The organism is Achromobacter sp. RT286_PF (genome assembly GCF_059760425.1).
Genome location: NZ_JCBAMR010000025.1, coordinates 42,457 through 61,673 on the forward strand (window position 1 = coordinate 42,457; position 19,217 = coordinate 61,673).

18 protein-coding genes are annotated in these 19,217 nt (G+C 65.8%); 14 read left to right on the forward strand and 4 right to left on the reverse strand.

The features are described 5' to 3' along the window. Positions 1-54: 54 nt before the first annotated feature. The 3 genes from AC6LJY_RS18780 to AC6LJY_RS18790 all read right to left on the reverse strand — a co-directional run bounded on the left by AC6LJY_RS18780 (position 55) and on the right by AC6LJY_RS18790 (position 2,946). Positions 55-1,332 carry a TRAP transporter large permease gene (locus AC6LJY_RS18780; protein ID WP_046805479.1) on the reverse strand — a complete coding sequence of 426 codons (1,278 nt, stop codon included), beginning with the start codon at positions 1,330-1,332 and terminating at the stop codon, positions 55-57. 35 nt (positions 1,333-1,367) lie between these two features. Beyond that, positions 1,368-1,868 (reverse strand): TRAP transporter small permease, encoded by a 501-nt coding sequence (locus tag AC6LJY_RS18785; RefSeq protein WP_046805550.1) that lies wholly within the window; start codon positions 1,866-1,868, stop codon positions 1,368-1,370. Between the two features lie 103 nt (positions 1,869-1,971). Beyond that, positions 1,972-2,946 carry a TRAP transporter substrate-binding protein gene (locus AC6LJY_RS18790; protein ID WP_046805478.1) on the reverse strand — a complete coding sequence of 325 codons (975 nt, stop codon included), beginning with the start codon at positions 2,944-2,946 and terminating at the stop codon, positions 1,972-1,974. 101 nt (positions 2,947-3,047) lie between these two features. Between AC6LJY_RS18790 and AC6LJY_RS18795 the strand changes: the two genes are divergently transcribed. The 9 genes from AC6LJY_RS18795 to AC6LJY_RS18835 all read left to right on the forward strand — a co-directional run bounded on the left by AC6LJY_RS18795 (position 3,048) and on the right by AC6LJY_RS18835 (position 11,962). After that, on the forward strand, positions 3,048-5,579 hold the full coding sequence (locus AC6LJY_RS18795) for an ABC transporter permease (RefSeq protein ID WP_498136535.1): 2,532 nt from the start codon (positions 3,048-3,050) through the stop codon (positions 5,577-5,579). Then, complete coding sequence (locus AC6LJY_RS18800) at positions 5,579-6,001, forward strand: group II truncated hemoglobin (RefSeq protein WP_082134514.1); 423 nt, start codon at positions 5,579-5,581, stop codon at positions 5,999-6,001. Before AC6LJY_RS18795 ends, AC6LJY_RS18800 begins: the two co-directional genes overlap by 1 nt. After that, positions 5,991-6,722, forward strand: a complete 732-nt coding sequence (locus AC6LJY_RS18805; protein WP_498136536.1) for a 3-deoxy-D-manno-octulosonic acid kinase — start codon at positions 5,991-5,993, stop codon at positions 6,720-6,722. Before AC6LJY_RS18800 ends, AC6LJY_RS18805 begins: the two co-directional genes overlap by 11 nt. Before the next feature lie 139 nt (positions 6,723-6,861). Beyond that, positions 6,862-7,965, forward strand: coding sequence for a polyamine ABC transporter substrate-binding protein (locus AC6LJY_RS18810; protein ID WP_046805475.1), 1,104 nt, complete (start codon positions 6,862-6,864; stop codon positions 7,963-7,965). A gap of 3 nt (positions 7,966-7,968) precedes the next feature. Next, positions 7,969-9,096, forward strand: a complete 1,128-nt coding sequence (locus tag AC6LJY_RS18815) for an ABC transporter ATP-binding protein (protein WP_046805474.1) — start codon at positions 7,969-7,971, stop codon at positions 9,094-9,096. Next, the gene (locus tag AC6LJY_RS18820; protein WP_054428121.1) at positions 9,093-10,013 is read left to right on the forward strand and encodes an ABC transporter permease subunit; all 921 of its coding nucleotides are present in this window, start codon (positions 9,093-9,095) and stop codon (positions 10,011-10,013) included. Before AC6LJY_RS18815 ends, AC6LJY_RS18820 begins: the two co-directional genes overlap by 4 nt. Next, a complete protein-coding gene (locus tag AC6LJY_RS18825; RefSeq protein ID WP_046805472.1) occupies positions 10,010-10,819 on the forward strand; it encodes an ABC transporter permease subunit in 810 nt (269 codons plus the stop codon). Before AC6LJY_RS18820 ends, AC6LJY_RS18825 begins: the two co-directional genes overlap by 4 nt. Continuing rightward, the gene (locus AC6LJY_RS18830; protein ID WP_104143290.1) at positions 10,816-11,172 is read left to right on the forward strand and encodes a Spx/MgsR family RNA polymerase-binding regulatory protein; all 357 of its coding nucleotides are present in this window, start codon (positions 10,816-10,818) and stop codon (positions 11,170-11,172) included. Before AC6LJY_RS18825 ends, AC6LJY_RS18830 begins: the two co-directional genes overlap by 4 nt. A 16-nt stretch (positions 11,173-11,188) precedes the next feature. After that, entirely contained in the window at positions 11,189-11,962 is a 774-nt protein-coding gene (locus AC6LJY_RS18835; protein WP_498136537.1) for a DNA-3-methyladenine glycosylase, read from the forward strand. Here AC6LJY_RS18835 and AC6LJY_RS18840 read toward each other — a convergent pair. After that, a complete protein-coding gene (locus AC6LJY_RS18840) occupies positions 11,959-12,687 on the reverse strand; it encodes a PhoP regulatory network YrbL family protein (RefSeq protein ID WP_485803898.1) in 729 nt (242 codons plus the stop codon). The genes AC6LJY_RS18835 and AC6LJY_RS18840 overlap by 4 nt on opposite strands. A 134-nt stretch (positions 12,688-12,821) precedes the next feature. On the opposite strand from AC6LJY_RS18840, the gene AC6LJY_RS18845 reads away from it, so the two are divergent. From AC6LJY_RS18845 to phoU, 5 genes are all read left to right on the forward strand, one after another. Then, positions 12,822-14,243, forward strand: coding sequence for a DNA recombination protein RmuC (locus AC6LJY_RS18845; RefSeq protein ID WP_498136538.1), 1,422 nt, complete (start codon positions 12,822-12,824; stop codon positions 14,241-14,243). A gap of 112 nt (positions 14,244-14,355) precedes the next feature. Next, entirely contained in the window at positions 14,356-15,885 is a 1,530-nt protein-coding gene (locus AC6LJY_RS18850) for an amidase (RefSeq protein ID WP_120154566.1), read from the forward strand. Positions 15,886-15,905: 20 nt separating this feature from the next. Then, entirely contained in the window at positions 15,906-17,612 is a 1,707-nt protein-coding gene (locus tag AC6LJY_RS18855; protein ID WP_498136539.1) for an isovaleryl-CoA dehydrogenase, read from the forward strand. A 39-nt stretch (positions 17,613-17,651) separates the two neighbouring features. Next, entirely contained in the window at positions 17,652-18,332 is a 681-nt protein-coding gene (gene rpiA, locus AC6LJY_RS18860; RefSeq protein WP_046805465.1) for a ribose-5-phosphate isomerase RpiA, read from the forward strand. A gap of 133 nt (positions 18,333-18,465) precedes the next feature. Then, on the forward strand, positions 18,466-19,188 hold the full coding sequence (gene phoU, locus AC6LJY_RS18865) for a phosphate signaling complex protein PhoU (RefSeq protein WP_046805464.1): 723 nt from the start codon (positions 18,466-18,468) through the stop codon (positions 19,186-19,188). The last annotated feature ends 29 nt before the right edge of the window (positions 19,189-19,217 follow it).

Here is a 19,217-nt window from a genome sequence, read left to right on the forward strand (position 1 = left end):
CACGCTGCGGTGATGGGCGGTGATGGGCGGTGATGGCGGTAACCCCGCCTTTTTTTACTTCGCGTAGACCAGGTCGCGCAGACTCAGCGACAGGCCCGGCCAATACGTAATCACCAGCAAGCAGACGATCACCACGCCCACGAACGGAATCAGCGGCTTGACTATCCGCTCCAGCGGCAGCTTGGCCACCGCGCAGGCGGCGAACAGGTTCACGCCGAAGGGCGGGGTGATCATGCCCAGCGCCAGGTTGACCACCATGATGATGCCGAAGTGCACCGGTTCCACGCCAAACTTCAGCGCCACGGGGAGCAGCAACGGGGCCAGCACGACGATGGACGCCGACGTCTCGATGAACATCCCGATCAGGAACAGCGCGGCATTCACGCCCATCAGGAACGAGAACTTGGTTTCGAAGATCTGCGACAGCCACGTGCCCAGCGCATCCGGAATGCCGGCGCGATTGAGCAGGAAGCTGAACACGCCCGCGTTGGCGATCACGAACATGATCACGGCCGTGGACACCACGGATTTGTGCAGCGTAACGGACAGCTGCTTGAAGCTCAGGCGGCGGTAAATGAACTTGCCGACCACCACCGCATACATCACGGCCACCACCGACGCTTCGGTCGGCGTGAACACGCCGCCGTAGATGCCGCCCAGGATGATGACGGGCATCATCAGCGCCAGCCAGGCGCTCTTGAACGCGGGCCACAGCGGCAGGCGGCCTTCGCCGTCGCGCTTGCCCAGGTTGTTGCGCTTGGCGTAGAACCACACGTAGAACATCAGCGCCAGGCCGATCAGGATGCCGGGCATCACGCCGGCAATGAACAGTTCGCCGGTGGATGTGTCGGTGGACACGGCGTACAGAATCATCGGGATCGACGGCGGAATGATCACGCCTAATTCGGCCGCGCTGGCTTGTAGCGACGCGGCAAACGGCGCCGGGTAGCCGTGCCGGACCATGGCGGGGATCAGGATGGCGCCCACGGCGAAGGTGGTCGCCACGCTGGAGCCGGCCACCGCCGCGAAGATCATGCAGGTCAGCACGCAGGTGCAGGCCAGGCCGCCCTGGATGCCGCCCACCACGCTCTTGGCAAATTCCACCATGCGCTCGGAAATGCCGCCGGCTTCCATCAGGTTGCCGGCCAGGATGAAGAAGGGAATGGCGACCAGCGGGTACTTGTCCAGCGCGGCGTACAGCTGCTGGGCAACCACCACCCAGGGCAGGCCGGAGCTGCCGACGCCCGCCAGGCTGGCCAGGCCGATCGACACGGCGACCGGTACGGACAGCCCGAAGAAGATCAGCATCGAGACAATCATTAATTGGGACATGGCGATATCTGCTGCGTAGGTTCGATGGGGGCGGCTTAGCCTTGTGCGTCGTTGCGCACGGGCACGTCGTCTTCTTCGCCGGCGCACCAGCGGGCCAGCACGGCGATGGCGGCCAGCGTGGCGCCCACGGGAATCGCCAGGTAGATCCAGGAAATCGAGATGTCCAGGCTGGGCACCGTCTGGAAGCGCACGCGATAGGTCATGTTGCCGCCGATCCAGGCCAAAAAGCCCAGGAAGCTTGCGCAGATCAGGCCGATCACGGTTTCCAGCACGCGGCGCTTGGCGCCGCCCAGCAGGTTGCGCAGCAGTTCAACGCTGATCATCGCGCCGTGGCGAAAGGCCAGCGCCACGCCCAACAGCACGGTCCAGATCAGCAGGGCGCGGGTCAGCACCTCGCTCCAGTCGGCGGGCGAATGCAGGACGAAGCGGGCAATGACCTGGTAGAAGGCGGCAGCCGCGGCGGCTACCAGCAGAAGTTGGGCAAGAACCGAGACCAGCTTGAACAGGCCGCGGTCGAAAGCGCAGAGCAAACGCATGATGAATCCCGATGGCGTGATACGCACAGGGTGGAAAACGGCAGGCGGCGGGATCAGCATCCCGCCGCCTGATGGCGCCGCGCCCGCACGGGGCGCGCGCCGCTTACTTGGTGTCGCGGATCGCGTCGATCAGCTTCTTGTCGAACTTCTTGTAGTACTCGGGGTAGGCGGGCTCGACGGCGGCGGCAAAGGCGGCGCGGTCCACTTCGGACACTTGCATGCCTTCTTTCTTCAGCTGTTCAACGCCGGTTTTCTCGATGTTGTCCACGTAGGCGCGCATGGCCATGGCGGATTCCTTGCCGGCCTTGTCGAAATTGGCCTTGTCGGCGGCCGACAGGCCGTCATAGACGTTGGCCGACATCAGCACCAGCGCCGGGCCGTACACGTGGCCGGTCAGCGACAGGTACTTCTGCATTTGCGACAGCTTGGCCGACGTGATGACCGACAACGGGTTTTCCTGGCCGTCGATGGTGCCTTGCTGCAAGGCGGTGGCCACTTCGGGCCAGGCCATGGGCGTGGGCAGGATGCCGATCTGGCGGAAAGCCGTGATGTGGATCGGGTTTTCCGTGGTACGGATCTTCAGGCCCTTGGCGTCGGCCGGGGTCTTGACCGGGCGCACGTTGTTGGTCAGATGGCGAAAGCCCTGCTCGCCCCAGGCCAGGGCAATGATGCCGCGGCTGGGAAACTTGGCCAGCATGTCCTGGCCGATCTTGCTGTCCAGCACGGCGCGCGCGTGTTGCAGGTCGCGCAGCAGGAAGGGGATATCGAAAACCCCCGTCTCGGGAACAAAGTTCAGGGTGGCCCCTGTCGAAACGATGGCCAGGTCGATCGTGCCGATCTGCAAGCCTTCGATCACTTCGCGTTCGCCGCCCAGCGCGCTGTTGGCGAATTGCTGTACTTTGTATTTTCCGTTCGACGAGGCCTCGATGGACTTGGCCATGGCGTCGGCGCCCGCGCCGTAGTGCGACGAGGTCGACAGGGCGTAGGCCATCTTCAGGGTGGTCTGGGCTGCCGAGGGCAGGGAGGTGGCGGCCGCGCAGGCGGCCAGAATCGTGGCCGCAAGCCAGGATTTACGCATTGTCTTCTCCGGTATTAGGTATCTTTATGGGCGGCGTTGCCGCCCGCCCCGGGATGATATCGGGATTCGGACGGCCAATAAGCGGTTTTTAACATTGATGAATGATGGATTTCCCTGATATGTCACAGGCCAAGCGCCCCGGTTTCTGGTCCACCCTGCGCCTGGGCGCCAGGATGATGATGCGCGACGCCCGGGCGGGCGAACTGCGCCTGTTGGTGCTGGCCCTGGTGGTGGCCGTGGCCGCCGTGACCAGCGTGGGCTTTCTGGCCGACCGCGTCGGCCGGGCGCTGGAACGCGATGCGGGCCAGATGCTGGGCGCCGACCTGGTGCTGGACGCCGACGAGCCCGTGCCTGCCGCGTTTCTGGACCAGGCGCGCGAACGGGGCCTGACGCTGTCCAGCACCTGGCAGTTTCCGTCCATGGTGGGGGCGGGCGACGGCGCCCAGCTGGCCGCGCTCAAGGCCGTGGAACCCGGCTACCCGCTGCGCGGCGCGTTGCGCGTGGCCAACGCCCCGTTCGCGCCGGACGCGCCCACTCGCGACATCCCGCCCCAGGGCGCGGTGTGGGTCGATGCCCAGTTGCTGGCCCTGTTGAACCTGAAAGTGGGCGACACGCTGAACGTGGGCGACGCCCATCTGCGCGTGGACCGCGTCATCACGTACGAGCCGGATCGTGGCATGCAGTTCGTCAACGTGGCCCCGCGCGTGCTGCTGCGCGCCAGCGACCTGCCCGCCACGGGCCTGATCGCGCCCGGCAGCCGCATCGGCTACGCCATGCTGGTGGCCGGCCAGCCGGACGCCGTGGCCGGTTATGCCACCTGGCTGAACCAGAACATCAAGCGCGGCCAGAAAGTGGCCACGCTGGAATCGGGCCGGCCTGAAGTGCGCCGCACGCTGGACCGCGCGCAGCGCTTTCTGTCGCTGGTCGCCCTGCTGGCGGTGCTGATTTCGGCCGTGGCTGTCGCGCTGGCGGCCGGCCGCTACATGACGCGGCACCGGGACGGCATCGCCGTCATGCGCTGCCTGGGGGCGGTGCAATCGCAGGTCTCGCGCATGCTGACGCTGGAGTTCGCGCTGGTGGGCCTGTTTGCGTCGGCGGCGGGTTGCCTGCTGGGCTTTGCCGTGCACCAGGTGCTGGTGATGCTGCTGGGCTCACTGATCGACACGCGCCTGCCCGCGCCGTCCGCGATACCCGCGTTGCAAGGGGTGCTGACGGGCCTGTTGCTGTTGCTGGGTTTTGCCTTGCCCGCGCTGGCGCAGCTGCGCCATGTGCCGCCCGCCCGGGTGCTGCGCCGCGACGCGGACACGCTCAGCGCCCGCAGCGCGGTCGGCTACGCGGTGGGCGCGGTCGGCTTCGCCTTGCTGATCTGGTGGTTCGCGGGCGATGCAAAGCTGGGCGCCGTGGTGGCCGGGGGCTTCCTGGGCGCCTTTGCCGTGTTCGCGCTGGTGGCCTGGCTGTGCATCCTGGGCCTGGCGCGTGTGCGCGGATTGGCCTCGGGCCTGCCCGCGCTGCGCTTTGCGCTGGCGGGCGTGGTGCGCCGTCGCGCCGCGACGATCACGCAGGTGTGCGCGCTGGCGGTGGGCCTGATGGCGCTGCTGCTCTTGACCATGACGCGCACCGACCTGATCCAGGGCTGGCAGCGCACGATGCCGGCGGATGCGCCCAATCGTTTCCTGATCAACGTGCAGCCCGACCAGCGCCAGCCCGTCACCGACGCGCTGACCCGCGAAGGCCTGGGCGGCATCACGCTGTCACCGATGGTGCGCGGGCGGCTGATCGCCATCAACGGCAAGCCGGTCGGCCCGGACGACTACGAAGAACCGCGCGCCAAGCGCCTGGTGGACCGCGAATTCAACCTGTCGTACGGCGACCAGATGCCGTCGTCCAACAAGATCGAGCAAGGCCGCTGGCTGAAGCCAGGCGCTTCCGAGGTCTCGCTGGAATCCGGACTGGCCAAGTCGCTGGGCCTGAAACTGGGCGACAAGATGACCTTTGACGTGGCCGGCCAGCAGGTCCAAGCCGCCGTCACCAGCACCCGGCGGGTGGATTGGGATACGATGCGCGTCAACTTTTTCGCCATCCTGACCCCCTCGGCGCTGGCCGACATGCCCCAAAGCTGGATCACCTCTTTTTACCTGCCGCCCGACAAAGCGGCCGTGCTGCCCGCCCTGGTGCGCCAGTTTCCCAACCTGACCGTGTTCGACGTGGGCGCCATCCTGCAACAGCTGCAATCCGTGCTGAACGAAGTGGGCAAGGCCGTGCAACTGCTGTTCCTGTTCACGCTGGCCGCGGGCGTGCTGGTGCTGTCGGCCGCGCTGACGGCCACGCGCGACGAGCGCATGCGGGAAGCGGCGGTGCTGCGCGCGCTGGGCGCCACGCGCTCGCAACTGGCCCGGTCGCAGCGTATCGAGCTGTGGGCCGTGGGCGGCTTGGCCGGCCTGTTGGCGGCCGCTGGCGCCACCGCCATTGCCTGGGCGCTGTCGACCCAGGTGTTTGACTTCACCATTACCCTGAGCCTGTGGCCGTGGCTGGCCGGCATCGGGGCAGGCATGCTGGGCGCCTGGGCCGGCGGCGCCCTGGCCCTGCGCGGCGTGTTGCGCACACCGCCGCTGGTCACCCTTCGAGAAACCTGATGACAACCCGAGTCCATACCATTAGCGAACCCGTGGAAAATTCCCGCAGTATCTTTGACCTTCTGGGTGGCGAACCCGGTGTGCGCGCGCTGGTCGACCGCTTCTATGACCTGATGGACATGGAGCCTGACCTGAAAGAACTGCGCGCCGCGCACGGCCCCAGCCTGGACGAGGCCCGCAACAAGCTGTTCTGGTTCCTCTGCGGCTATTTCGGTGGCCCCGACCATTACATCGAACGCTTCGGCCACCCCCGTTTGCGCGCGCGCCACCTGCCGTTTTCCATCGGCCAGGTCGAACGCGACCAGTGGGTGACGTGCATCGGGCGCGCCATGGAAGACCAGGGCATCGACCCGGCGCTGGTGGAGCGGCTGCTGGAATCGTTCTACGGCGTGGCTGACTGGATGCGCAATCGTGAAGGCTGATGGCGCACGCTCGGGCGCGGTGCGCCAGGCCTGGCCCGCGCCGCTGGCCGGCGCCATGCTGAGCGACGCGCGCCTGGGCAACACCGGGCCCGACATCTTCAACCCCGGCCACTATGGCGACCGCGCCCGGCCCGTGGACGCGGGCGGCCGCCAGGCAGCCTGGTTCGTGCAAGGGCAGGGCTGGCAGGGCGTGTTGCGGCGCTACCGACGCGGCGGCATGATCGCCCGCATCAGCCGCGACGCTTACCTCTGGAACGGCGAAGACCGCACCCGCAGCTTCCGCGAATTCCGCCTGCTGGCCGCGATGCGCGCCCAGGGCCTGGCCGTGCCCGCGCCGCTTGCCGCCGCCTACTGGCGCCAGGGCCCCATCTACCGCGCGGCCATCATCGTGGAACGCATCCCCGGCGTGCGGCCCCTGGCCCATGCGCTGGCCGAGCCGCTGTGGGGCGCCGTCGGGCAGGCCATCGTGCGCATGCATCGCGCGGGCGTCTGGCACGCGGACCTCAATGCGTTCAACATCCTGATCGGCGCCGACAACCAGGTCTGGCTGATCGACTTCGACCGTGGCACGCAGGGCGCCCTGTTCGAGCGCCAGCGCCAGGGCAACCTGGATCGCCTGCGCCGATCACTCGTCAAGGTGGCCGGCGAAGAGGGCGACCGCTACTGGATGAAATTGCGCGACAGCTACTGGACCGCCTGGGGCGTGGGCGTGCAGCCCTGACCCAGGGCTTGGCCCCGCCCGCGGTCGGCCGCTAATTGCGCGAACTCGCCGGTAAAGTTGGGCAGGTCATCGCTAAAAAGCTTTATCATTTCGCCTTTTGGTAGTCCTGACATACACGGCATACGGCAAGGGGCATGTAATGGAACTAAGGGCGGGAATGCGCTGGGCGCTTGGGGCGGTGTTGGTCGCGGCATCGGCATCGTCGGCGGTCGCGCAGAACAAGGTCGTCAACGTCTACAACTGGGCCGAGTACACGGCGCCGGACACGATTCCGGGTTTCGAAAAAGAAACCGGCATCAAGGTCCGCTATGACGTCTACGACAGCAACGACACGCTGCAAGCCAAGCTGCTTGCCGGCAAGTCCGGTTACGACGTCGTTGTACCGTCCACCCATTACGCCTCGCGCCAGATCGAGGCCGGGCTGTTCCAGAAGCTGGACAAGTCCAAGATCCCCAACTGGAAATACCTGGACCCCGAAGTGATGGCGCTGGTCGCCTCCGTCGATCCCGGCAACCAGTACGCCATTCCGTGGGGCTACGGCACCAATGGCCTGGGCTACAACGTCACCAAGGTCAAGCAGATCATGGGCGACAACGTCGACCTGGCCAACTGGGACATGATCTTCAAGCCCGAGAACGCCGCCAAGCTGAAAGAGTGCGGCATCTCGATGCTGGACGAAGCAGCGCAGGTGTTCCCCGCCGTGCTCAAGTACCTGGGCAAAGACCCCAACAGCACCAACGCGGACGACTACAAGGCCGCGCTGGACGTGCTCAAGCAGATCCGCCCGTACATCCGCCAGTTCAGTTCGTCGGGCTATATCGACGAACTTGCCGTGGGCGACCTGTGCATGGTCTACGGGTTTTCGGGCGACGTGATGATTTCCCGCAAGCGCGCGCAAGAAGCCAAGAAGTCGTATGAAGTGAACTACTTCATCCCCAAGGGCGGCGCGCCCGCGTGGTTCGACCTGATGGTCATCCCCAAGGATGCGCCGCATCCCGAAGAGGCCCTGGCGTTCATCAACTACATCGAAACGCCGAAGGTGCACGCTGCCATCACCAACACCATGTTCTACCCCAACGCCAATAAAGAGGCGCGGCAGTACGTGGTGAAAGACGTGGCCGAGAACCCCATGATCTATCCGCCGGCCGAGGTCTCCAAGACCTTGTATGTGATCAAGGCGCTGCCCTTGAACATTCAACGCCTGCAAAACCGGATGTGGTCCGAGCTGAAGTCTGGAAGATAAGTCATGAGCGATAGCCGTTACTCGGCGCCGCATACGGTGGACCCGGACGAATTCGTCCGGGTGTCCGATGTGGTCAAGATTTTTGGCGATGTGGTCGCCGTGCGTTCCGTCAACCTGTCCGTCAAGCGCAACGAGATCTTCGCGCTGCTGGGAAGCTCCGGCAGCGGCAAGTCGACCTTGCTGCGCATGCTGGCCGGTTTCGAGGACGCCACCTCGGGTCAGATCCTGCTGGACGGCGAGGACATCACCAGCGTGCCGCCTTACCGCCGGCCCGTGAACATGATGTTCCAGTCGTACGCGTTGTTCCCGCACATGACGGTCGAGGCCAACGTGGCGTTCGGGCTGAAGCAGGAAGGCGTGGACCGCGCCGAAATCCACGACCGCGTGTTCGAAGCGCTGGACCTGGTCCAGATGGCCGGCTATTCGCGCCGCAAGCCGCACCAGCTGTCCGGCGGCCAGCAGCAGCGCGTGGCGCTGGCGCGCAGTCTGGTCAAGCGCCCCAAGCTGTTGTTGCTGGACGAACCGATGTCCGCGCTGGACAAGCAGATTCGCCAGAAGACGCAGATTGAACTGGTGAAGATCCTTGAGCAGGTGGGCGTGACCTGCATCATGGTCACGCACGACCAGGAAGAAGCCATGACCATGGCGCACCGCCTGGCCGTCATGACCGAAGGCCAGATCGTCCAGTGCGGCACGCCGCAGGATGTCTACGCCTTTCCGAATTCGCGTTTCGTGGCCAGCTTCATCGGGTCGACCAATATGTTCACCGGCACCATCGTGGTGGACGAACCCGACCACGTCGCCATCGAATGCGCCGAGCTGACGCGGCCGCTCTTCGTGAACCACGGCGTCAGCGAACCGCTGGGCATGGAAGTGCACGTGTCCATCCGGCCCGAGCGCCTGCTGGTCTCGCGCGACCAACCCGACGGCGAATACAACTGGGCCCACGGCATGGTCAGCCACATGGCCTGGATGGGCAGCTACGCGCTGTATCAGATCCGGCTGGATTCCGGCAAGACGGTTGAGGCCAGCGTGCCCAGCCTGCTGCTGGCCCAGATGGACGCCCCGGGTATCGACGAAGAAATCTTCGTCAGCTGGGGCGCCGACAGCGCGACGGTGCTGGCGTCATGATTCGTTTTTCGCCCCGCGACTGGTTGCCGTCGGGCCGGGCGCTGGCGGTGGTGCCGCCGTTTGCCTGGCTGGTGCTGTTCCTGCTGCTGCCCTTCCTGCTGGTATTGAAGATCAGCTTTGCCGAAGTCAAATTCGGTATTCCGCCGTATACGTCGCTGGCTGAATTCCAGGATGAAGCCGTGCAGTTCAGCCTGCACCTGCGCGGCTACATCCTGTTGTTCACCGACAGCCTGTATTTCAAGACCTACCTCAGCTCGGTCAAGATCGCCGGCATCACCACGCTGATCTGCGTGCTGATCGGCTACCCCATTGCCTATTACATCGCGCGCTCTTCGCCGCGCGTGCGCAACCTGCTGTTGCTGGGCGTGATCCTGCCGTTCTGGACGTCGCTGCTGCTGCGCGTTTACGCCTGGGTCGGCATCCTGCGCAACGACGGGCTGTTGAACAACCTGCTGCAAAGCCTGGGCATCATTTCCAGCCCGCTGGAAATCTATCGCACCGATGTGGCGGTGTATATCGGCATGGTCTATGCGTATCTGCCGTTCTTCATCCTGCCGCTGTACGCCACGCTGGTGAAGATGGACCTGCGCCTGCTCGAAGCCGCTTACGACCTGGGCGCCAAGCCGTGGCAGGCGTTCTGGCAAATCACCGTGCCGCTGTCGCGCCAGGGTGTCATCGCCGGCGCCATGCTGGTGTTCATTCCTGCGGTGGGCGAATACGTCATTCCTGAAATGCTGGGTGGCGCCAATACGCTGATGATGGGCCGCGTCATGTGGAACGAATTCTTCAACAACGCCGATTGGCCGATGGCGTCCGCGGTGACCTGCGTGATGGTGTTGCTCTTGCTCGTGCCGCTGGTCGTCTTCCAGTACAACCAGGTCAAGCAGCAGGAACTGGCCAACGGAGGCCGCAAATGAAGGGCCCCAACAAAACGTTGCGCGCCGTGGTGCTGGGGCTGGGATATTTCTTCCTGTACGTGCCCATCATCAGCCTGATGGTGTTCTCGTTCAACGAGTCGCCCACCGTCACGTCGTGGGCAGGCTTTTCTTTCCGCTGGTATCACGCGCTGGCCAATGACGATGCGCTGCTGCGCGCGGCGTGGCTGTCGTTTCGCATCGCCGCGATGACGGCCACCGCCGCCGTCATCATCGGCACGTGGGCCGGCTACGTGCTGGGCCGCATGGGGCGGTTTCGCGGCTTTGCGCTGTACGTTGGCATGTTGAGCGCCCCGCTTGTCATACCCGAAGTCGTGCTGGGCATTTCGCTGCTGCTGATGTTCGTGGAGCTGCGCGGCAGCCTGGGATGGCCGTCGGAAAACGGCGTGTTCACCATCTGGGTCGGACATGTGACGCTGTGCATGGCGTTCGTGGCCGTGGTCATCCAGACCCGTATTCGCGACCTGGACCGTTCGTTGGAAGAGGCCGCGCTGGATCTTGGCGCCACCCCCATCACCGTGTTTTTCAAGATCACGCTGCCCTTGATCGCACCGGCGTTGGCGTCGGCCTGGCTGCTGTCTTTCACGCTGTCGCTGGACGACGTGGTGCTGGCCTCGTTCCTGTCCGGCCCCAGCTCCAGCACGCTGCCGATGGAAGTGTTTTCGCGGGTGCGGCTGGGGCTCAAGCCCGAGATCAACGCGCTGGCCACCTTGTTCATCCTGGCCGTGGGCACGTGCGTGATCCTGGCCAACCGCCTGCAATGGCGCAAGGAGTCTGAATCCAAATGAAGCAAACCACCCTGTATGGCCTGACCAAATGCAGCACCTGCGTCAAGGCGCGCGACTGGCTGTCCGAACATGGCGTTGACCACGCCTTTGTGGACTACCGGGATAACCCCGTGGATGCGGCCACGCTGAAATCGTGGTCCGAGCAGGTCGGCGGCTGGGAAAAGCTGGTCAACCGTTCGTCGATGACGTGGCGCAACTTGCCGGAAGACCGCAAGTCGGCCCATACCGACAAGCAGTGGAGCGACCTGATCGCCGAATACCCGGCGCTGGTGCGCCGCCCCGTCACCGTGACACCCGACGGCGAAGTCACCGTGGGCTTCAGCGAAAAGCGCTACGGCGAGCGCTTCGCCTGACGCCAGGCGGCTTGTGATGACGGCTGCAAAGTCGGCTTCCCCCAGCTCGGTATCGCGCGGCGCCGGCCAGGCGCTGCCCGATGCGTTTTTTGACCGCGATGCCTGCACGCTGGCGCGTGAACTGTTGGGCAAGGTCATCCGCCATCGGGTTGACGGGCTGTGGCTGTCGGTGCGCATCATTGAAACCGAGGCTTACTACCTGGAAGAAAAGGGCAGCCACGCGTCCCTGGGCTACACCCACAAACGCCGCGCGCTCTTCATGGACGGGGGCGTCATCTATATGTATTACGCGCGGGGCGGCGATTCGCTCAATTTCAGCGCCGGGGGGCCGGGCAACGCCGTGCTGATCAAGTCCGGGTATCCCTGGACGGACGCACTATCCGGCCCGGACGCGCTGGCCCGGATGCAGGCGTTGAACCCCGATGCGCAAGGCCAGCCTCGCCCGCCATCGCGGCTGTGCGCAGGGCAGACGCTGTTGTGCCGGTCGTTGGGGCTGAAGGTGCCGCAATGGGATGCGCGCCGGTTTGATCCCGATGCGTTGTATGTGCAAGACGTGGGCGATTCGCCCGACGCGCTGATCTGCACCACGCGCCTGGGCATTCCGCCGGGGCGCGACGAACATCTGCATTACCGTTTTGTGGACCCGGCGTACGCCGCGTTCTGCACGCGCAACCCGTTGCGACGGGGCCAGCGCGCCGGCCATGACTATGTGTGGGTGGATCGCCAGGGCATCGTGCTGCCCGAAGCGCCCGGAATGCCCGGAACGGCCGGAACGGCCGGAGTGCGCTAGGCGTTTGGGGTGCCCGAGGCGGCCCGGGCTTTGTTTGCCGCCTCGATGCGCGCCTGCAACGACTTGCGCATTCTTCCGTACTTGCGGGCGATGCGCTTGCGGTTAAGGCTTTTGCTCCACGCGTAGACCGGCACCAGCGGCAACACGCCGAAGCCGTCCACCAGATACATGCCCGGTTTGCCATCGGCGTTCAGGCCACAGGCGATATTGCTGGCCGATATGTCGTGCAGCACGACGTGCGCGTCGGCCAGGTCGTCGAAGAATTCGTCCAGCTGCTCGAAAAACTTGGCGTCCACGCGGCCTTGCCTGGCCAGGTCCGCCACGGTGGGCGCCATATTGCCGTCGGCGTCCGTGATTTTCTCGACGACCAGCCCCAGGCCCAGCGAGGTCTGCGCCACGCCCAGAATGCGCGCCATCGGCACCTGCCAGACGCCCGATGGGCGCGTCGTGGTGGTGACGTATTCGGCAATCTCGTTCAGGTAGACGCGGTAGGCGCTTTCCCGCTGGTACTGCTTGTACCAACGTTTGAACGGCCGCGTTTCCAGGTAGACCGCTCGGGCCTGCATGTCCATGACCTTGACGAGCAAGGCGGGAAAGTTCGGGTGCTGGAAAATGTGGCGATCACCGCCGGTGACCAGCGGCTTTTGCGTATCCAGGTCCAGGGGGCCGAATACGGATTGGAAGCTTGAACCGGACTGAGCGGAGAAGGGGTTGGCGGAATTCAAATTGGGTCGAACGTTGTGTTCAGGGTTCGGGAAGTTTAATCCCGTTGGGACGGTGGCGTTGGGCGGCATGCGACACCGCTTGTCGTTTGGTTACAACGCGACGATGATGCGGCCTACAATTTGCGCCTTTGGAGATGCCTGTTTTGAATGACATTCTGCTTTGGGTCGCCGCGGGTGGCGCGGTGCTGGCTTGTGTGGCGGCCTTGTTGGCGTGGCTGCGGCCGTCGGCCGATCATGCGCGGCTGGATGCGCTGCTGGAAGGCCTGGAAAGAACCGAACGCGCGCTGCGCGCGGATATCGCGGAAGGCCAGCGTGGCCTGCGCAGCGAATTTTCGGAGTCGACCCGCGCGTTGCGAGTGGAACTGGGGCAGTCGCAGGGCGAACTGCGCGCCGGCCTGGCGCGCGACGCGCAGGCCGCGCGCGCCGAATCGGCCGAGTCGCTGGCCCGTTTCGCGGCCGGCTTTGGCGAGCAGTTGCAAGGGCTGATCCAGATCAACGAACGCCGCCTGATGGAGGTGCGCGCCACCGTCGACCAGCGCCTGCAATCCCTGCAAACCGACAACAGCGCCAAGCTGGACGAGATGCGTCGCACCGTGGACGAAAAACTGCACGCCACGCTGGAGCAGCGCCTGGGCGAATCCTTCAAGCTGGTGTCCGACCGCCTGGAAGCCGTGCATAAGGGGCTGGGCGAAATGCAGGCCCTGGCCGCCGGCGTGGGCGATCTGAAACGCGTGCTGACCAACGTGAAGTCGCGCGGCACCTGGGGTGAAGTGCAGTTGGCCCGGCTGATCGAAGACAACATGACGCCCGACCAATACGCCAGCAACATCAAGCCGGTGCCGGGCAGCGACGCGGTGGTCGAATTCGCCATCCGCTTGCCGGGTCGTGGCGATGGCGGCGAGCCCGTCTGGTTGCCGATCGACGCCAAATTTCCCAAGGAAGAATACGAACGCCTGATGGATGCGCAGGACGCGGCCGACGCGGAAGGCGTGAAGGCCGCGGGCGCCGCGTTGGGCCGCGCCGTGGAACTGCAAGCGCGGCTGATTGCCGGTAAATACGTGTCGCCGCCGCATACGACGGACTTCGCCATCATGTTTCTGCCCACGGAAAGCCTGTACGCCGAGGTGCTGCGCCGCCCCGGCTTGCTGGACAAGCTGCACGACCTGCGCATCAACGTCGCCGGTCCCAGCAACCTGGCGGCGCTGCTGAACAGCTTGCAGATGGGCTTTCGCACGTTGGCGATCGAGCAGCGCTCGTCCGAGGTGTGGCAGGTGCTGCGCGCCGTCAAAACCGAATTCGGCAAGTTTGGCGACGCGCTGGCCAGCGTGAAGAAGACGCTGGACACGGCCAGCAACAAGATCGGCCAGACGGAAGTGCGTACCCGCGCCATGCTGAAAAACCTGCGGAACGTTGAAGCGCTGCCTGAAGCGGATGCGTTGCGCTTGTTGGCGGATGGCGCGGATGGGGCAGACAACGGGGAAGGCGGCGACGGCGCTGACTTGGACGGCACCGACGATGCCGCCCAACGGCCGTCTTCCAGCGCCAGCCAGCCGTAGCCGGCCGACATGGCGCCGGCCCCGCTCGCGGCGCCGGCTTGTTGCTGAGCCGGACTGTCGATATCCTGGCATGTGCGGCATGTCGCCGTCGAACCCCTGGAGCATCGCAAGCATGAGCACCGCTGACCGCCATGATTCCTCATCCCTCGACGCGACGGCGCTGGGCGCCGATATCGCCCAGGGGGTCACTACCGCGCTTGCTGCAATGCAGCAGGCCGTGGAGCGGGTGGCGGCGCGCAATCCCTCCATCAACGCCGCCTGCGGCGTCCAGGCCGAGACCGGCTTGCGGCTGGCCCAGGCGCTGGACGATGAGCTTGCCGCCTTGTCCCCTGAACAACGGCGGGCGCGGTTGGACACCCGGCCCTTCCTGGGCGTGCCGACTTTGCTCAAGGATCTGGGCACGGCGGCGCTGGGCTTGCCCAGCGCCATGGGGTCGGTGCTGTACGGGCACGTGCAATGGGATGTGGACGCCGAAATCGTCAAGCGTTACCGCCGCGCCGGGCTAATTCCGTTCGGCCGCACGACCAGCGCCGAATTGGGCCTGAGCCCCACCACCGAATCTCCCGTCTACGGGCCGGCCACCCAAAACCCCTGGAAGGCCGGCCATAGCGCGGGCGGTTCCAGCGGCGGCGCGGGTGCGGCGCTGGCCAGCGGCATGGTGCGAATCGCGCACGGCAGCGACGGCGGTGGCTCCATCCGCATCCCCGCTTCTTGCTGCGGCGTGCTGGGCTTGAAGCCGTCGCGCGGGCTGATGCCCTTGGGGCCGTTGAAGGGCGAAGGGTGGGGCGGCCTGGCCACCGAACACATGATGACGATTTCGGTGCGTGATTGCGCCGCGTCGCTGGACATCAGCGCAGGAGCCGACGTGGGCGCGCCCTACGCCGCGCCCGCGCTGGCCACCCCGTCGTACCGGGCGGTCGTTGCCCGCGTTGCCGCCGACCCGCACAACGCGCCGCGCCGCCGCATCGCTTTCATCAACACCACCTATGAAGGCGGGGCCATCCACCCCGAGGTTGCCGCCACCGTGGATGAAGCCGCGCGCTTTTTTGCGTCGCTGGGGCACGAGCTGGTGCCGGCGCTGCCGCCCGTGGGCTCGGAAGAGGTGCTTTCGCCCATGCTTCCGCTTATTGCCAGCGCCGCCGCCAACGCCATCGACGGCTTTGTGGCCGCGCGCGGGCGCCGGCTGGCCGCCGACGAACTGCAACCCACCACCTTGGGCGCGCGGGAATACGCCCGGGCCATTTCGGGCGCGCAGTACGTGGCGTGCGTGGACACCTGCCACGAAATCACTCGCCGCATCGGCCGCTTCCTGCATCGCGATGGCGCCCAGGGGCATGATCTTTTCCTCAGCCCGGTGTTGGCACAGCCGCCGGCGCCACTGGGCCGTTACGCCATGGACAACGCCGACTACCTGGCCTACCGTCTGGGTAAGAAGGGCGTGATCGGCTATTCGCCGTTCGCGCCCTTGGCCAACCTGACCGGCATGCCCGCCATCTCGATTCCGTTCGGCATGTCGTCCGACGGCCTGCCCATCGGCATCCAGGTAATGGGCCCCTTGGGCAGCGAAGCGTTGCTGCTGGAATTGGCGGCGCAGGTTGAAGCCTTGCGGCCATGGGCACAGGTGGCGCCCATGGCCAGATAGCCTTTTATTCAGGAGCCGCCATGTCTTCCTTTGCCACGCGGGTTACGTCGGCCGCGTCTGCCTCGTCCGCCACGTTTTCCACGCACACCGTGCAGAACCAGGTTCCCGTGCTGGAAGACTATTCGCTGTACGACACCGACCCCGCCTTGCAGGAAGCGGTGCGGCGCGAAGGCGCGCAGGCCTGGCACGGTGACCTGGCCGCGCACGGTGCGTGGCTGGGGCGCGCGCAAACCCTGGAGGCCGGGCACGAAGCCAACCGCTGCCCGCCCCGGCTGATTGCCTATGACCGAGGCGGGCACCGCATCGATCACGTGGAATTTCACCCGGCCTGGAACCTGCTCATGAGCGGCATCCTGGCGCGCGGCTTGCACAGCCGCGCCTGGGCGCAACCGACGCCCGGCGCACAGGTGGCGCGCGCCGCCGCCTATCTGATGCAAGGGCAGGTCGAAGCCGGCACGCTATGCCCCACCACGATGACGTTCGCCGCCGTGCCGCTGCTGCAACGTGAGCCCGCCGGCGCGGTGGACTTCGCCGGGCAATGGTTGCCCGCGCTGTATTCGCGCGACTTCGATCTGGCGGACGCGCCCTTGGCCGCCAAGCGCAGCGCGTTGATCGGCATGGGCCTGACCGAAAAGCAGGGCGGCTCCGACCTGCGCGCCGCAACCACCCGCGCGGCGCCCCTGGGCACGCCGGGCCGGGGCAATGCGTATCAGCTCGTGGGCCATAAGTGGTTCTTTTCGGTGCCGCAAGCGGACGCCCATCTGGTGTTGGCGCAGACGGACGAAGGGCTCAGCTGCTTTTTCGTACCCCGCTGGATACCGGACGGGCCGCGCAACGCCATTCGGGTACGCCGCTTGAAAGACAAGCTGGGTAATCGCAGCAACGCCAGCGCCGAAGTCGAATTTGAAAATGCCTGGGGCGTGATGGTGGGCGAGCCGGGGCGCGGCCTGGCGGTGCTGCTGGAAATGGCGGCCACCACGCGGCTGGACTGCGTGCTGGGCAGCGCGGCGTTGCTGCGTCAGGCGGTAGTGCAGTCGCTGCATCATGCGCAGTATCGGCATGCCTTCGGCAAATCGCTGATTGCGCAGCCGCTGATGCGCAATGTGCTGGCCGACCTGGCGCTGGAAAGCGAGGCGGCGATGGTGCTGGCGCTGCGGCTGGCCCGCGCGGTGGACGAACGCGCTGACGCGCAGGCCCGCGCGTTGGTGCGGGTGGGCACGCCCGCCGCCAAGCTGTGGGTGTGCAAGCGCGCCATCAACGCCATCGCGGAATGCATGGAAGTGTGGGGCGGCAACGGCTATGTGGAAGAAGGGCCGATGCCGCGCCTGTACCGCGAGGCGCCCGTCAATTCCATCTGGGAAGGCTCGGGCAATGTCATGGCGCTGGATGTGCTGCGCGCCTTGCAACGCGAGCCCGACGCGATGCCCGCGTTGGATCGCGAATTCGCGCCGGCCGCCGGCCATGCGGCCTTTGCGCGCGCTCTGTCGGCGTGGCGCGCGCTGCTGGCCGACCCCGCGCAGGCCGAATTCCAGGCACGCCGTATCGCCTGCGGCCTGGCGCGGTTGTGGCAGGCCGCCTTGCTGATCCAGCATGCGCCCGCGGCCGTTGCAGAGGCCTTTGTGGCCAGCCGACTGCAAGCGGGCGGCGGGGTGTTCGGCGAACTGGGGCCGGACACCGATACAGCCGCGATCCTGGCGCGTGCCTGGCCACCCGCCGCCGCATGCTAAATTTCCTGGCTTGAACAACCTTACCGCATTCTTCCCGCCATGCTCTCCCAGCAAGAACTCAAGCAACAAGCCGCCGACGCCGCCCTGCAATTCGTAGAACAGGTCGCTGGCCCGGACGTCATCATCGGCGTGGGCACGGGCTCGACGGCCGATCTGTTCATCGACGGCCTGGCGCGTTTCAAGGGCCGCATCGGCGGCACCGTCGCCAGCTCGGAGCGCAGCGCGGCCCGCCTCGCGGGTCACGGCCTGAAGGTGCTGGACCTGAACGATGTGTCGACCATGCCCATCTACGTGGACGGCGCCGACGAAATCGACGCGGACCTGTCCATGATCAAGGGCGGCGGCGGCGCGCTGACGCGCGAGAAAATCGTGGCCTCGGTGGCTGAACGTTTCATCTGCATCGCCGACGAATCCAAGCTGGTCCAGACGCTGGGCAAGTTTCCGCTGCCGCTGGAAGTGATTCCGATGGCGCGCGAATCCGTGGCCCGCGCCCTGACGGCCCTGGGCGGGCAGCCGCGCCTGCGCGAGGGATTCGTCACCGACAACGGCAACATCATCCTGGATGTGTCGGGCCTGGCTATCTCGGATGCGCGCGCGTTCGAGGCGCGGGTCAACAACCTGCCCGGCGTGGTCACCTGCGGTTTATTCGCCCTGGCCGGCGCGGACGTGGCGCTGCTGGCCACGCAGTCGGGCATCCGCCGCCTGGACCGCGCGGCGTAACGTCGGCGGGTTGCCCGGCCTTGATTCATAATCCTGTCACACTTGGGTCATAACCTTGCCGGTTGTGCAGGCCCATCTCGTAACTCTCTTATTTCGGGGCAATGCAATGAGATCAACCACGCAGGGAGCCCGGATGACGGAGCATACAAACAAGCAGTTCGACGCCGACCTGGAAAGCGTCCGTTCGCAGTTCTTGCAAATGGGCGGCTTGGTGGAAGCCATGATCCAGGAAGCGATCGACGCGCTGGCCACCGGCGACCTGTCGCTGGTGGAAAAAGTCCGCGAGCGGGAAAAAGAAGTCAACCGCCACGAAGTGGAGATCGACGAGAGCATCAGCCGCATCCTTGCCCGCCACCAGCCCACCGCGATCGACCTGCGCATGCTGATGGCCGTGTCCAAGATGCTGACCGACATGGAACGCTCGGGCGACGAGGCCGAGAAAGTTGCCACCGTGGCGCGTCGCATCCACGAAGCCGAACTGCGCCACATCCCGGTGATTGAACTGCGCCACATGGCCGCCGCGGTGCGCACCATGCTGCATCAGGCGCTGGACGCGTTTGCGCGCCTTGACCCGATCCAGGCCGCCGCCGTCGTGCGCAGCGACAAGGAAGTGGACAAGGAATGGAAGGGCGCGCTGCGCCACCTCATCACCTACATGATCGAAGACCCGCGCACCATTTCGCGCGCTATCGACATGATCTTCATTGCGCGTGCGCTGGAACGCATTGGAGACCATGCCAAGAACATGTCCGAACGCGTGATCTACATGGTCAAGGGTGCGGACGTGCGTCACACGGGCGTCAAGAACACCGAGCGCCTGGCGCGCGGTGAAGAAGAGTCGGAAGAGGACGCGTAAACCAACGGCTTGCGGCCCGACGGCTTGCG